The 14,825-nt window shown below is 47.2% G+C and carries 17 protein-coding genes; 1 reads left to right on the plus strand and 16 read right to left on the minus strand.

The genetic code is table 11. The features are described 5' to 3' along the window. The 14 genes from sucC to smc form a co-directional block, all read right to left on the minus strand. Window positions 1–1,161 carry an ADP-forming succinate--CoA ligase subunit beta gene (gene sucC, locus ADM98_RS12470; protein ID WP_050677483.1) on the minus strand — a complete coding sequence of 387 codons (1,161 nt, stop codon included), beginning with the start codon at window positions 1,159–1,161 and terminating at the stop codon, window positions 1–3. Between the two features lie 87 nt (window positions 1,162–1,248). Continuing rightward, window positions 1,249–1,509: an EscU/YscU/HrcU family type III secretion system export apparatus switch protein gene (locus tag ADM98_RS12475; RefSeq protein ID WP_023468733.1), complete on the minus strand. Its 261-nt coding sequence runs from the start codon at window positions 1,507–1,509 to the stop codon at window positions 1,249–1,251. Continuing rightward, window positions 1,506–2,372: a flagellar hook-length control protein FliK gene (locus ADM98_RS12480; RefSeq protein ID WP_053453798.1), complete on the minus strand. Its 867-nt coding sequence runs from the start codon at window positions 2,370–2,372 to the stop codon at window positions 1,506–1,508. The genes ADM98_RS12475 and ADM98_RS12480 overlap by 4 nt, the downstream gene beginning before the upstream one ends. A gap of 12 nt (window positions 2,373–2,384) precedes the next feature. Beyond that, window positions 2,385–3,137, minus strand: a complete 753-nt coding sequence (locus ADM98_RS12485; RefSeq protein ID WP_053453799.1) for a ribonuclease HII — start codon at window positions 3,135–3,137, stop codon at window positions 2,385–2,387. Window positions 3,138–3,188: 51 nt separating this feature from the next. Next, window positions 3,189–4,052, minus strand: coding sequence for a ribosome biogenesis GTPase YlqF (ylqF, locus tag ADM98_RS12490; RefSeq protein ID WP_050677486.1), 864 nt, complete (start codon window positions 4,050–4,052; stop codon window positions 3,189–3,191). A gap of 147 nt (window positions 4,053–4,199) precedes the next feature. Then, window positions 4,200–4,739, minus strand: coding sequence for a signal peptidase I (gene lepB / locus ADM98_RS12495; protein ID WP_053453800.1), 540 nt, complete (start codon window positions 4,737–4,739; stop codon window positions 4,200–4,202). 104 nt (window positions 4,740–4,843) lie between these two features. Further along, window positions 4,844–5,197, minus strand: coding sequence for a 50S ribosomal protein L19 (rplS, locus tag ADM98_RS12500; protein WP_023468738.1), 354 nt, complete (start codon window positions 5,195–5,197; stop codon window positions 4,844–4,846). Between the two features lie 112 nt (window positions 5,198–5,309). Then, a complete protein-coding gene (gene trmD, locus ADM98_RS12505; RefSeq protein WP_053453801.1) occupies window positions 5,310–6,038 on the minus strand; it encodes a tRNA (guanosine(37)-N1)-methyltransferase TrmD in 729 nt (242 codons plus the stop codon). Then, on the minus strand, window positions 6,035–6,544 hold the full coding sequence (rimM, locus tag ADM98_RS12510) for a ribosome maturation factor RimM (RefSeq protein ID WP_053453802.1): 510 nt from the start codon (window positions 6,542–6,544) through the stop codon (window positions 6,035–6,037). The genes trmD and rimM overlap by 4 nt, the downstream gene beginning before the upstream one ends. A 62-nt stretch (window positions 6,545–6,606) precedes the next feature. Next, window positions 6,607–6,882, minus strand: coding sequence for a 30S ribosomal protein S16 (gene rpsP, locus ADM98_RS12515; protein ID WP_023468741.1), 276 nt, complete (start codon window positions 6,880–6,882; stop codon window positions 6,607–6,609). Window positions 6,883–6,975: 93 nt separating this feature from the next. Further along, a complete protein-coding gene (gene ffh / locus ADM98_RS12520; RefSeq protein WP_053453803.1) occupies window positions 6,976–8,325 on the minus strand; it encodes a signal recognition particle protein in 1,350 nt (449 codons plus the stop codon). A gap of 12 nt (window positions 8,326–8,337) precedes the next feature. Further along, the gene (locus ADM98_RS12525) at window positions 8,338–8,658 is read right to left on the minus strand and encodes a putative DNA-binding protein (RefSeq protein WP_023468743.1); all 321 of its coding nucleotides are present in this window, start codon (window positions 8,656–8,658) and stop codon (window positions 8,338–8,340) included. A 99-nt stretch (window positions 8,659–8,757) separates the two neighbouring features. Further along, complete coding sequence (ftsY, locus tag ADM98_RS12530; protein ID WP_053453804.1) at window positions 8,758–9,762, minus strand: signal recognition particle-docking protein FtsY; 1,005 nt, start codon at window positions 9,760–9,762, stop codon at window positions 8,758–8,760. After that, window positions 9,759–13,322, minus strand: coding sequence for a chromosome segregation protein SMC (gene smc / locus ADM98_RS12535; protein ID WP_053453805.1), 3,564 nt, complete (start codon window positions 13,320–13,322; stop codon window positions 9,759–9,761). The genes ftsY and smc overlap by 4 nt, the downstream gene beginning before the upstream one ends. A 126-nt stretch (window positions 13,323–13,448) precedes the next feature. Between smc and ADM98_RS12540 the strand changes: the two genes are divergently transcribed. Beyond that, window positions 13,449–13,649 carry a DUF1128 family protein gene (locus tag ADM98_RS12540; RefSeq protein ID WP_029342093.1) on the plus strand — a complete coding sequence of 67 codons (201 nt, stop codon included), beginning with the start codon at window positions 13,449–13,451 and terminating at the stop codon, window positions 13,647–13,649. Between the two features lie 70 nt (window positions 13,650–13,719). On the opposite strand, the gene rnc is transcribed toward ADM98_RS12540, so the two are convergent. Both rnc and acpP read right to left on the minus strand, forming a co-directional pair. After that, on the minus strand, window positions 13,720–14,490 hold the full coding sequence (gene rnc, locus ADM98_RS12545; RefSeq protein ID WP_023468747.1) for a ribonuclease III: 771 nt from the start codon (window positions 14,488–14,490) through the stop codon (window positions 13,720–13,722). A gap of 56 nt (window positions 14,491–14,546) precedes the next feature. Then, a complete protein-coding gene (acpP, locus tag ADM98_RS12550) occupies window positions 14,547–14,786 on the minus strand; it encodes an acyl carrier protein (RefSeq protein WP_053453806.1) in 240 nt (79 codons plus the stop codon). Window positions 14,787–14,825: the final 39 nt, after the last annotated feature.

Genomic DNA, 14,825 nt, shown 5'->3' on the forward strand with positions numbered 1-14,825 from the left:
TTACTTCACGAGCGCAGCGATTTTTTCTGCGCCGTCTGCCATTGATGTAGCTGCTGTAATCGCTAGACCTGAATCTTTGAGAATTTGTTTCCCTGCATCAACGTTCGTACCTTCAAGACGAACGACGAGTGGAAGTTCGAGTCCGACTTCTTTTGTCGCCGCAACGATACCTTCAGCAATGACATCACATTTCATGATTCCACCGAAGATGTTGACGAAAATCCCTTTAACGTTCTCGTCTGATAAAATCAGTTTGAAGGCTTCTGTTACTTTCTCCTTCGTCGCACCACCACCGACATCAAGGAAGTTCGCAGGATCACCACTGAAGTGTTTGATGATATCCATCGTCGCCATGGCAAGACCAGCACCATTGACGAGACAGCCGATATTCCCATCAAGCGCGATATAGTTCAAATCACTCTTCGACGCTTCGACTTCACGTGGATCTTCTTCTGTTTCGTCACGTAACGCTACGATATCCGCATGACGATACAATGCGTTTGAATCGAAGTTCAACTTCGCATCGAGTGCGATGACTTCGCCATCCTTCGTCGTAACGAGTGGGTTGATTTCTGCAATCGAACAATCCTTGTCGACGAAGAAATTATAGAGTTTTGTGACCATACCGACGAACTTGTTGACGAGCTTCACTGGAACGCCCATTGCGAACGCAAGTTTACGCGCTTGGAACCCTTGAAGACCGACTGCAGGATCGACGACTTCTTTAATGATTTTTTCTGGTGTCGCTTCCGCCACCTCTTCGATGTCCATACCACCTTCACTTGAACCCATGATGACGACACGACCTGTCACACGATCAAGTACGATTCCAAGATAGTATTCTTTGTCAATCGCACAACCTTCTTCGACGAGAAGACGTTGAACGACTTTTCCTTCTGGACCTGTTTGGTGCGTGACGAGCGTTTTGCCGAGTAACTCCGTCGCATATTCCTTCACTTCTTCTTGCGATTTTGCAAGCTTGACGCCACCTGCTTTACCGCGTCCCCCCGCGTGAATTTGAGCTTTAACGACTTTAATCGGGCCTGACAATTGTTCTGATGCATCAACCGCCTCTTCGACGGTGAAGGCTGCGATTCCGTTTGGTACGGGTACACCGTACGAACGAAGTAATTCTTTTGCCTGATACTCATGTACATTCATGAAAAAATCCCCCTTAACCCCTTTAGTTTCGGCTCTTTCATTGTAGTTAAAATTGGAAGCGCTGTCTATCGTTATCGACCGAAAGCTTTATTTTTTCAGAATTTCATCTTGATCGAGACGATATAAAAAGGCAAATAACTCGGCGATGACACCATATAATTCTTCTGGAATCTGTTCTGATACTTGAACAGCATCAAGTAACGTCATCAACGTCTCGTCCTGTCGAATTGGAATATCATGTTTTAATGCTTCTTCCAGAATTCGTTCCGCGATATGTTCCGATCCCTTAGCGACGACTTTTGGGGCATGCATCTGTTCTTCGTAAGATAAGGCAATCGCTTTTTTCATATATGAAGATCCACCCTTCCGTTGCGCGTCGAGATGTCATGCGGTACGCGCTCTTTCGTCTGTTCGACCCAATCGAATCGCGTCAAGGCATAGCCCTGTTCCTCGAGTCGTGCTTGAATCTGAGGCGTATAGGCTTGCATGAACGTATCGACGTGCGCATTTGGATGGAATACAGAAATCGAAACGTTACGATCTGCAATCAAGACGTCAACTGCAACCTCGCCAAGCCTTGGTAATTGCAAATACAAGACGACTCGGGCATGATTCGGATCAAACGTCCGTTCGAACGGTGCTTCCATCATGAGGTCGACATCTTCAAACGGTCCAAACTGAGGTAATTGAAATAAATATACTCCTTTACCGGCTTCATTCGTTGCTTGAACGAGTTGTTGCGCTAAAATTTGATCGCTTGTCTTTCGATCAAGCGTTCGACCTGTCTCGTCCCCCTTTGCCAATTGAACGAGTTCCGTAAGGGCATGCTTTAACTGCTTTGCTTCTCCCTCCGTCACTGGTTGACCGAGTTGCCTTAGTAGTTCCCGTGTTTCCGCAGTCGGTACAGTCTGGCGTTGTAAAAAGGAATCGAGTAGCTGTGGTAAAGCTGACTTTTGCGGAACCGTCTCGGTCGATATGATTTTTAGGACTGGTTGCCCCTCTGCTGAAACGACTTGAAAACGATACATATTGCCTTCTTTTAGTTCAGCAGTCGTTCCTGCCGTCAAAACACGTTGACCGACTTGTAGCTCCATCAATCCGTCCGGTAGAAGCTTTAATACTTTACCGACGATGTTCGCACCTTCACGTAATGGTAGGTTCGCATGATCGATGATTTTAAATGGTAGTAAGGCACGATGTTCGATTTGCATGATCGTTTCCTCCTAGAGGCGTTCTTTGACAGGGCGGAATGTTTTTCGATGAATCGGTGTCACACCTAGTGTATCGAGTGCCTGCAAATGCGTCGGTGTTCCGTAACCTGCGTGTGATTCAAATCCGTATCCCGGATAGTTGATCGCATATTCTTCCATCATTGCATCGCGTGTCTCTTTCGCAACGACACTTGCTGCTGCGATCGAGACACTTCGCGCATCTCCTTTGATGAGTGAGAGTTGTGGTGTATCGCCTTCGAGTGTCATCGCATCAACGAGTAAGGCATCTGGTTGCAATTGACGGACAGCGTTTTGCATCGCCTGTTTCGACGCTTGATAGATGTTGATTTCGTCAATTTCAGCCGGTTCGATGATTCCAACAGCAATCTCAGCCACTTCTTGTAGATGCTTCAGTGCTGCTTGTCGTTGTGTTTTACTCATCTGTTTCGAATCCGTTAATCCCGGATGATAGAAACCGTCTGGTAAGATGACAGCTGCTGCAACGACGGGACCAGCCAGCGGCCCTCGTCCGACTTCGTCAACCCCGGCAATTCGCACGTATCCTTGCTGACGATACTGTTCCTCGAATGCAAGCCGTTCCTTAAAATCCATTCGTTGTTGCTCCTCGAGCGCGAATCGTCGTTCTGTCTGACGAAACAGTGTATGCACCCCTTTTCGCGCATCTGTCGCAAGTTCCTGCTTCAATTGAATAAATTCTTCTAGTGTTGCCTGGTACAATCGTTGTTTTAATTCTGCTATTTTCATACATCCTGCTCCTTTGAAAAAAACTTGGACATCAAAAGATGTCCAAGTCCGTTATTCATTCGTTTCCCACTCTTCGACCGTTTCAAGCGTCACACGTCCAAGCTTTTCCGTCCGGAGCTCATGCAGTAGCATTTCGCTTGTCCGCTCGAAATCGACATACCCACCTGAGACGAAGCCACGTTTTTTACCAATTGCTTCGAGTACATCGACCGCTTCTCCAGATACTTCGTCGAGTCGATAACGTTCACGTAACTGTTCCGGATACCGCGTCTTTAGCTCACGAAGAGCAAATAGCGCGATATCGTCGATGTTTAAGATATCATCCTTGATGGCACCGGTAGCCGCTAGACGGTAGCCGACGACTTGATCGTCGAACTTCGGCCAGAGGATACCTGGTGTATCGAGTAATTCCATCTCACCTGTCTTCATCTTGATCCACTGCTGGCGTTTCGTCACACCAGGACGGTCACCAGTGATCGCGATGTTCCGACCAGCGAGTCGATTAATGAGCGTCGATTTCCCGACGTTTGGAATACCGATGATCAAGGCACGAATTGCACTCGGATTCCGACCTTTTTCTCGCATCCGTGCATGTTTTTCTTTCATTAAACGTAACGCACCTTCATGGATTTGATTCAATCCCTTGTTATGCTTCGCATCAACCGCGACGACATCAACACCATCTGCTCGTAATGCGTTCATCCATTGTTCCGTCAATCGTTTATCCGCCATGTCTGCCTTATTGAGGACGATCAGTCGCGGCTTACCTGCTGTTATCTGTTCGACCATCGGATTACGACTCGACATCGGAAGACGTGCATCGACAAGTTCGATGACCACATCAATCAACTTTAATTTTTCTGTGACTTCCCGACGTGCTTTGGCCATGTGACCGGGGAACCATTGAATCGTCATTTCCTTCACCTCGTTCATATATTCCTGGACTTCTTGCTGATCATACGATACCCGAAAAAACATCCACTCCCTAGTATACGCAACTTCAGACAAGAAAAGAAGATGAGGTGCTTACTTTTCACGGTAAGCATCTCATCTTCTTTCATTTTAATCGACAGAGCGCAAGTCGTTGAATGGGTAGAAAACGAAGTTCGTCGTTCCGACGATTTGATCCTCATCCACAAAACCGATATCGCGACTATCTTTTGAATTTTGACGGTTGTCTCCCATGACGAAGACTTTTCCTTTTGGAACGGTCGTTTCTCCCGTTCGCTCTTCAAGCGTGAAGTCTTCCGTCAACGGTACACCACTCATCTGAGCTTTGTATTCTTTCAAGTACGGTTCGGCGACTTTCTTATCGTTGACATACAATGTATCGTCTTTGTAATACATCGTATCTCCCGGAACAGCGATGACACGTTTGATGTAGTCTCGTGTTTCTGTTGCATGGAAGACGACGATATCGCCTCTTTCTGGTTCATTAAAATAGTATGGGATCTTATTGACGATCATTCGATCCGCATTGTGTAAGGTTGGCATCATCGATTCCCCATCAACGATGACGGGTACGAACAGGAACGTTCGAATGATGAACGCGATGACGAGCGCTACAACGAGCGCCTTTACCCAACTGAATAACTCCTTCACGAATTCCACTCCCTTGATTAACGCAATTTCTTCCTAAGGACTAGTATACGCATAAACTGCAAAAAAAAGAAGCTTGTCCGGAGACAAGCCACTTTTTCACATGATTAACGACGAATTTCTTTAATACGCGCCGCTTTACCACGAAGGTTACGGAGGTAGTAAAGTTTCGCACGACGGACTTTACCGTAGCGAACGACTTCGATTTGTGCAACACGTGGTGAGTGGAGCGGGAAAGCACGCTCAACGCCAACTCCGTAAGAAATTTTACGGACTGTGAATGTTTCACTGATGCCGCCACCGTGACGTTTGATGACTACGCCTTCGAAAAGCTGGATCCGCTCACGCGTACCCTCGACGACTTTAACGTGTACACGGACTGTATCCCCAGGACGGAACGCAGGGACGTCTGACTTGATTTGTTCTTGTGTAAGTTCACGGAACAATTGTTGTGTGTTCATGAATGATTTCTCCTTTTTTCACCAATGTTCTTATCTTCATTTGCTTCAAGCATCCGACAGCGGAACATCGTTAATGGGTGGCTTTTGCCACATGTTTTAACTTATCATAGATTCAGTCGTTTGACAATCCTGAAATCGAGTCTAAATAACGCTGGTCTTCTTCTGTTAACGGTGCATCAACGAGAAGATCGGGGCGACGCTCATATGTCCGTTTCAGCGACTGTTCACGTCGCCACTGTGCAATGCGCGCATGATTGCCTGATAACAAGACGTCTGGTACCCGGTGTCCAGCATATTCAGCTGGACGTGTATAATGTGGATACTCGAGAAGACCCGTCGAGAACGAATCATCTTCGTGACTCGCGGACGCACCGAGCACGTCTGGTAAGAGACGAACGACGGCATCGATCATCGTCATCGCAGCAAGTTCTCCCCCTGTTAAGACGAAGTCTCCGAGCGAAACCTCATCCGTCACAAGCTGATCATGGATTCGTTGATCAAACCCTTCATAGTGACCGCATAAAAAGACCAGTTCTTCTTCTTTTGCCCACTCTTCTGCCATCCGTTGCGAAAATCGTTTTCCTGTCGGTGTCATGACGATAATTCGTCGCTTCCGTTCCGGTAGACTCGCGATCGCATCAAAAACGGGTTGCGGTGTCAACAGCATCCCCGCTCCGCCACCATATGGATAATCATCGACCTTGCCATGACGATTCGTCGAGAAGTCACGAAAATTAATCGTTTCAAGCATGACGCGTTCCTCGTCCTGTGCTCGCTTGACAATCGAATGATCGAGCGCTGAAAACATCTCTGGAAACAGCGTCAACACACGAATGTTCATTCCTCGATCAATCCTGGAAGCGGTGTGATTTGGATGCGTTTTTGCTCCACGTCAACGGAAGCGACGACTTGTTCGATATAGGGAATCAAGACATCTTTCTTTCCGTCCCGTTTGATCGTCCAGACATCATTTGCACCCGTCTCGAGAATGTCGGATACGACACCGATTTTCGTCTCACCGTCGTAGACCGTGCAGCCGATGATTTCGTGATAGTAAAATTCATGTTCGTCTAAGTCCTGCAAGTCTTCTGCGTGGACATAGAGTTTCAATCCTTTGTACTTCTCGACGTCATTGATATGATGCATTCCTTTGAGCGTCACCATAATGAATTGTTTATGTTTCCGGTAACCACTGATCGTCACCGGCGTATATGTGCCTTCAGAGCCAAGAAAGACTTCTTTCCCGACCTTAAAGCGTTCTTCCGGGAAATCCGTGCTTGCTAGTAGCTTTAATTCCCCTTTTAGACCGTGCGTGTTGGCGATTTTTGCAATTTCCAACCATTCCATTCGTTTCACTTCCTTTCTTGAATTAAAAAAAGGAGGTAAGCTTTCGCTCACCTCCTAACGTCTTACTTCGCGAGTTTCGCGTTGTGGAATTTCTCCATGATACCAGCTTGTGAGAAGAGGTTACGAACTGTGTCCGAAGGTTTAGCACCTTCAGAGAGCCATTTAAGAGCTAGCTCTTCGTTGATTTTAACTTCTGCTTCTGGTTTAGCAACTGGATTGTAGTATCCGATTTGCTCGATGAAACGACCATCACGTGGTGCACGTGAGTCTGCTACTACCACACGGTAGAAAGGTGATTTTTTTGCGCCCATGCGCTTAAGACGAATTTTAACTGCCATTCGTAAGTCCCTCCAAATAATAAATAATTTTTTCGTTTAGTCAAATTGACAACTTCATTAGTATACAACGTTACAGCAAAAGAGAAAAGACTTTTAAAAGAATGGAAGGCCAAAGCCTTTCTTTTTCCCTTTGCCCATCTGTCCGGAAAATTGTTTCATCATTTTCCGCATGTCTTCAAACTGTTTAATGAGACGGTTGACTTCTTGAATACTACGTCCACTACCACGGGCAATCCGCTTCCGGCGACTCGCATTCAAGATTTCGGGTTCAGTCCGCTCTCGCTTCGTCATCGATTGGATAATCGCTTCGACATACACGAGTTGCTTCTCATCGATTTGGGCGTTTTTCAACCCCTTCATCTTCCCTTTTCCTGCCCCAGGGATCATTCCCAACAGTTCGTCGAGTGGACCCATCTGTTTGACCTGCTGCAACTGCTCGATGAAATCATCGAATGTAAACGATGCATCGCGCATTTTGCTTTCTAACTCTTTGGCACGCGTAGCGTCCATTTGTGACTCTGCTTTTTCAATCAGCGTCAGCATGTCTCCCATGCCTAAAATCCGAGACGCCATCCGCTCGGGATAGAATGGTTCGATGGCATCGAGCTTCTCTCCAAGACCGACGAATTTAATCGGTGCTCCGGTGACTGCCTTGATGGAGAGTGCTGCACCACCTCGCGTATCTCCGTCGAGCTTCGTCAGAACGACCCCCGTCACGCCAAGTTTCTCGTTGAAACTCTCTGCGACGTTGACGGCATCCTGACCCGTCATCGAATCGACGACAAGGAAGATTTCATGCGGTTTGGCGATTTCCTTAACATCAACGAGTTCCTGCATCAGTTCCTCGTCGACATGTAGGCGACCTGCCGTATCGATCAACACGATATCGTGATGATGCTCTTTTGCATAATCGAGTGCACCGGTAACGATTTCTTGCGGACTGACCTGATCTCCCATTGAGAAGACCGGTAACTCCAATTGTTTTCCGAGTGTCTCTAATTGTTTGATTGCTGCCGGACGATAAATATCCGCTGCAACAAGCAAAGGACTACGATTATGTTTTTTACGTAAATGATTGGCTAGTTTACCAGTTGTCGTTGTTTTACCTGCCCCTTGCAGACCTGTCATCATAATGACGGTCGGAGGACGGTTCGCAAGCGTCAATGGTGATACTTCCGTACCCATCAGATTCGTCAATTCGTCATGGACGATCTTAACGACTTGTTGTCCTGGCGTCAAAGACGTCATGACATCCTGTCCGACAGCACGTTCCTTTACATCATTTACGAATTGTTTGACGACCTTGAAGTTGACGTCGGCTTCGAGTAGCGCTAAGCGAACTTCGCGCATCATCTCTTTGACGTCTGCTTCAGAAATCTTACCTTTACCTCGCATTTTAGCGAGACTGGCTTGAAGCCGTTCCGATAATCCTTCGAATGCCATTAAGAATGCCTCCTACTCTAATTGCTCCAATGTCTCAATGATCACTAGGGCTTCACCCGGAAGGTCGCATTGCTTTAGCTGATCGAGTAACTGTTTTCGCCGCTCATGTTTCTTAAACAGCGATAATCGTTCCTCATATTGCTCAAGCATGGCTTCCGTGCGTTTTATGTTGTCGTAGACTGCTTGTCGGCTGACTTCAAACTCATCGGCGATCTCACCTAAGGAAAAGTCATCTAAGTAATAGAGTGACATATAGTTCCGTTGTTTTGGTGTCAAAAGCTCCTGATAAAAGTCAATCAGATAGTTCATCCGGTTCGTTTTATCAAGTGTCATCCGAGCACCTCCGCAATGTTAAGTGAAATTCCTTTACAGATAGTATAGTACAGCCCTCACAGTGTGTTGTCAAGTTTTTTTCTTTACATGAAACGTCGCTTATTCTGCGCTTTCTTCCGTGTCGACGTTTTCTCTTTCTTCAAAGACATCACCAAACAGTCCATATACGAATTGTTCTGCATCAAATGGTTGTAAATCATCGATTTTTTCACCGAGACCGACGAACTTGACCGGTAGATTCAGCTCGTTCTTGATGGCAAGAACAATCCCACCTTTTGCTGTTCCGTCAAGCTTCGTCAAGACGATCCCACTGACGTTCGTCGCTTGTTTAAAGGCTTTTGCTTGCACCATCGCATTTTGTCCTGTCGTCGCGTCAAGTGCCAGTATCACTTCATGTGGCGCTCCTGGAATTTCACGTTCGATGACGCGTTTGACTTTTTCAAGCTCGTTCATCAAATTGACCTTATTTTGAAGGCGTCCTGCTGTATCACAAATCAAGACGTCGACTTTACGTGCTTTCGCTGCTTGAACGGCGTCGTAGACGACAGCAGCTGGGTCTGATCCTTCCCCTTGACGGATGACCGGTACACCAGAGCGTTCGCCCCAGACCTGCAGTTGATCAATCGCACCCGCACGGAACGTATCTCCTGCCGCTAACATGACACTCTTACCTTCTTGTTTTAATCGATTCGCAAGTTTCCCGATTGTCGTCGTCTTCCCGACACCGTTGACACCAACGAAAAGAATGACGTTCAGCTCATGATCGAGATCGAGTGCTGTCTCTTCCTCTTCGACTAACATGTTCGCGACGACTTCGACGAGGACGTCTCGGACTTGTTTTGGATCTTTGACGTTACGGCGTTTGACTTCTGTTTTTAACTCCTCGACTAAATCCATCGTCGTCGTTACACCGACGTCGGCTTGGATTAAGACTTCTTCTAACTCTTCAAAGAAATCTTCATCGACTTCGCGGAAGCGGTAGACGAGATCATTGACGGCACTCGCTAGTCCGTCACGTGTCTTTGTCAAACCTTCCGTGAATTTCGTCGTGACTTCTTGGGTCGAAGTCGTCAAGCGGTCTTTCAGTTTTTTAAAGAAACTCATTGTTTAATCTCCTTTGGTTCTTCACTTAATGTACGTCGTGCCTCTTCTAGTTTAACGGATAACACTTCAGATATCCCGTTTTGCTGCATCGTGACACCATATAGAACGTCTGCCGCCTCCATCGTCCCTTTACGATGGGTGATGATGACGAACTGTGTATCGCGCGCCAATTGATGGACGAACTCTCCAAATCGAGCGACGTTCGCTTCGTCAAGCGCCGCTTCGACCTCATCGAGAACGCAGAATGGTACCGGACGTGTCTTTAAAATCGCAAATAATAAAGCGATTGCCGTCAAGGCACGTTCTCCACCTGACAAGAGCGACAGATTCTGTAGCTTTTTACCGGGTGGCTTCGCAACGATATCAATTCCACTCGTCAACAGGTCACTCGGATCAACGAGGACTAGATCGGCTTCTCCGCCACCGAACAACTCGCGGAATGTTTCCCGGAAATGCTCACGGACAGCATCATACGTTTGACGGAACAACCGAATGACTTCTCGGTCCATCTCTTCGATGACGCCATAGAGATCCGTTTTAGCAGCGACAAGGTCATCTCGTTGCGCCGACAGGAACGTAAACCGTTCATCGACTTCCGCGAATTCCTCAATCGCACCGATGTTGACGATGCCGATCTCTTCGAGTTGGCGTTTAAGCAGATGAATTTCTTCTTTCGCTTCTTCATATGATAGATCGAGCGGTGCAATCAACTCGAGCAGTAACCCCATCTCATCGAGCATTTCTTGTCTTGTTTCAAGACGTGTACTCGTTTTCCCTTGCGAAAGACGCAGTTGCTCAAGCGTCTGTTTCGTCGTTTGTTGGTCGTCCTTCGTTTTCGCTTCGCGAATCCGGATCAATCGCAGAGATTCCGCTTTTATTTGAATCCGTTGTCCGATTGCGACGAGATCAGCTTCGACTTGTTGTTGTTTTTGCTCCTGTTCACGCTGTTCTGCGTGTAGAGCATCGATTTTCGCTTCATCGAACCCTTCGAGAACATGACGTAAGTCACGTCGTTTATGTCCTCGTTCGAGTTTCGCGTGACTCACCTGTTCCGTCAGACGTTCGATATCTTGAGTAAGCTGCGCTTGTTTCATTTGAATCGTCCGCTCTTCGAGAACCGCCTCAGCCTGTTCCTTCTTCAGTTCGTCCATCGTGACGGCACCACGGGCTTGAGCATCTTTAAGACGATCAAGGGCTTGTCTGAGCTCTGTTTGACGCGCTGTCCATTTCGCAATCTCGACTTCGGACGTCTCGATGATCCGGCGTGCTTCCTGTTCTTGTTCAAGCACGCGTGCCATTTGTCGATCTTCAACCGATAATTCAGACGTCGTGACAGCGAGATGACGATTTGCATCCGCTAACGTATCGCGCGATTGTTCCAATTGTCCTTGTAATGCTTGGATCGTTTCCGTGCGCGCTCGCGCAGTAGCATCGAGCGTCTGAATTACCTCTCGAAGATCTTCTAAGCGGCGTATCTGCTCCCGAATGACAGCTTGCCCACGTGTCAATCCCTCTTTTAACTCTTCGAGCTCACGCGATTGACTGAACAATGGTGTACCTTTTTTACGACTTCCGCCGGTCATCGTTCCACCGACGTTGACAACGTCACCTTCAAGCGTGACGAGACGATAACGATGACCTGTCGAACGGGCAATTTGGTTCGCCTGTTCAAGCGACTCGACGACAAGTGTCGTCCCGAGTAAGTTCATTTTTAACTTTGTCAACGTCTCGTCTGTCGTCACGAGATCACTCGCGATCCCGACGAATCCAGACATCCCGCCGACTTGTTCTTGTACCGAACGGTTGACTTCACGTGCTTGTAGCGATGCGAGCGGCATGAATGTTGCTCGCCCAGCATTTAATCGTCTGAGTTCTTGAATCAAACGGCGACCGGTCGCATCGGTATCGACGACGATATTCTGCATCGCTCCACCGAGCGCTGTCTCGATTGCTGCTTCAAAGCGCGCCGGTACCGAAATCAATTCTGCGACCGCACCGTGGATTCCCGGATGATGATCCCGTTGTTTCAAGATCGTCTTAACCGCACCGAAGTAACCACTATAATCCGCTTTGACGGATTCGAGGAATTCAATCCGGTCTTCCGTCTTATGGCGACGGCGCTCTAAATCAGCAACGGATTGTTCGACTTGACGTAAGACGTGTTGTTGTTCGTTTCTCGCCGTAAGTGCCGCTGTCTCTTCCTCGGTTGCTTGATCTAGCTTCGTCCGAATCGAAGCAACGTCCGCTTCGAGTCGAGCGACGTCTTCTTCTAGCTGGCGACGAATTGACTGCTTCGAACCACTATCTGCCGTAAAGGAGCGTTGCTGTTCTTCCGCCTGTACGAGATCTTGCTTCGCTCGATTGAAAGCATTATTCGTCGCAGCCAACCGGCTTGCCACTTCAAAAGCTTCCGAACGTAACACTTCGGCTTCTTTATCAAAGTCACGATCTGTTTGTGTCAGCGCTTGATCAGCACGTTCTCGCTCAGCCGTGATGCGTGTCACTTCCTGATCGACCTCTGCTTGGCGTTCTTGCAAAGCGGTTAGTTCAAGTTCCAGTTCCTTGACACGTTCTTCGACGACGGCGACTTCTTGCTCAAGTCGCTCCTTCGTCTCGGTGCCGTGCTTCTCACGCTCTTTCGCTAGGTTAAGGGCGCCTTGGATCTCAACGAGTCGCGTCGAAACATATCGGAGTTGCTCCTGTAATGCGTTTTCTTGTTGTCGTTCTTCTTCAAGCTCCGATTCTTGTTTTTCCCGGGACACGACGGTCTCTTCATAGGTTGTCTTTTGAGACGTAAGTCGTTCTTCACATTGTTCGATGTCACGCGCCAATGTTTCGAGTTCCGTCTGATACGTCGTGATCTCTTGTGCGAGAATACCTCTCTCTAATTCGTCATGACGTTCGCGAGCGACGAGATACTCTTTTGCAAGTGCCGCTTGTTCGCGTAACGGCTCGATTCGACCACCAAGCTCATATAAAATATCATCGACACGCGATAGATTCGTTTCCGTATCACTTAGTTTTCGTTCTGCTTGTTTCTTCCGGTGACGATATTTCAAAACGCCTGCCGCTTCCTCAATGACAGCACGACGTTCTTCTGGTTTCCCTGAGATGACTTGTTCGACTCGTCCTTGTCCGATGATCGCAAACGCGTCACGGGACAGACCTGTGTCCATGAATAGGTCGAGAACGTCCTTCAGACGACACGGTTTTTTATTTAAAAAATAATCGCTATCTCCATTGCGACTGACACGCCGCGTGACGCTGATCTCTTGATAAGGTAACGCGACCGTTCCCGACTCATTGTCTAAGACTAGCGTCACCTCAGCAAATTGTTTCCGATGTTCGGACAGACTACCAGCAAAAATGACATCTTCCATTTTTGCTCCACGTAGCGATTTCGCCGATTGTTCCCCGAGTACCCAGCGAACAGCATCCGATATATTTGATTTTCCACTTCCGTTCGGTCCAACGACTGCCGTGACGCCTGGAAGGAATTCTAGTTCAGTTCGACTAGCAAAAGATTTGAAGCCATTGATTTCAATTCGTTTTAAGTACATCTTGATCACCCGTATGTTTAAATTTCTTTTGAATTTCTTTCAGTTTACCATAGCCGAAACGCTAGCAACATGATAGGTTTTAAGGTAGTATCACGCGAAACAAGAAGAAGAGGAGCGAATAACACGATGACGATTGAACAAATGATTGAAGCGATCTTAGATAAATTGAACATCATCAACAAAGGGGTCATTAAAGCAGACCAGTTCGATGGCTCAAAAAACGAAGACTTAAAAGAGATTTATGAGTTCGTCATGATGCGAGACTCGCTATCACTCGCAGAAGTCGACGCAATCGTCGACGAGTTGAAATCCCTTAAGACCGTTTAATCGAGTAAGCACCACACGATAAAAGCCGATCATCTCTCAAGCGCGTGAGAGATGATCGGCTTTTTGTTGCTTAAAACTGTTTCTTTAATTCAAGTAAAGCTTGTTTTGCTGCTTGTTGTTCTGCCTCTTTTTTCGACCGCCCTGTCCCGATACCTTCGAGTTCATCAGCAACTTGGACACGTGAGATGAACTCCCGACTATGCGCTGGACCACGTTCTTCGATGATTTCATACTCAATGACACCTAGACCGACACGTTGAATGGCTTCTTGTAATTGACTCTTAAAATCCGTCTGCTCTTCGAAGAAGCCTGTCGCCACTTTCGGAAAAACCGCTTCGGCGAGGAATCGTTCGGCTGCTTCGATACCTTGATCGAGATACAAGGCTCCAATGAAGGATTCGAAGACATCCGCAAGCAAGGCTGGACGATTCCGACCACCGGTCAGTTCTTCCCCCTTACCTAACAGAATCATATCGGAAAACTGATAGTGATTCGCAAATTGAACGAGTGACGGTTCGCAGACGATCGCCGCTCGCAATTTCGTTAATTCCCCCTCGGAACGTTCCGGGTAGTGTTCGAATAGATAGCGTGATACCGTCAATTCTAGGACCGCATCCCCTAAAAATTCAAGGCGTTCGTTATCTCCTTCAGACTCGCGTTGTTCATTGACGAACGAAGAGTGTGTGAAGGCTTGTTTTAATAGCTCGACATTAGAAAACGTGATGTTAAGACGCTCTTGTAACGCTTCGAATTTCTGCTCGATTTGAGCGAGCGTTCGCGCATCTTTACGCCGTTTTACATAGGGTCCTTTTCGGACGCGACGTCCTTTTTGATTCGTCATAGTTCCTCCTAAACAGCTAAAGCCCACCGCAAACTGCGGTGGGTCAGCTTCAATGATCAGACTTGTGTTTCGATGTAGCTAACGACATCGCCGACAGTCTTCAAGTTTTCTGCTTGCTCATCTTCGATCGTGATTTCGAACTTGTCTTCTAAGTCCATGACGAGTTCCATAACTTCTAGAGAGTCAGCACCGAGGTCGTCTTTGAACGATTTATCGAGTGTGATTTCACTTTGTTCTTTTCCTAATTTTTCTGCGATTGCTTCTTGTACGTCTACTAAGATTTGTTCTTTTGTCATTTTAAAATCCCTCCATGAGTTGAGTATATAAGATGATTG

Origin of the sequence: Exiguobacterium sp. BMC-KP (assembly GCF_001275385.1) — a bacterium.
Taxonomy (GTDB): Bacteria; Bacillota; Bacilli; order Exiguobacteriales; family Exiguobacteriaceae; genus Exiguobacterium_A.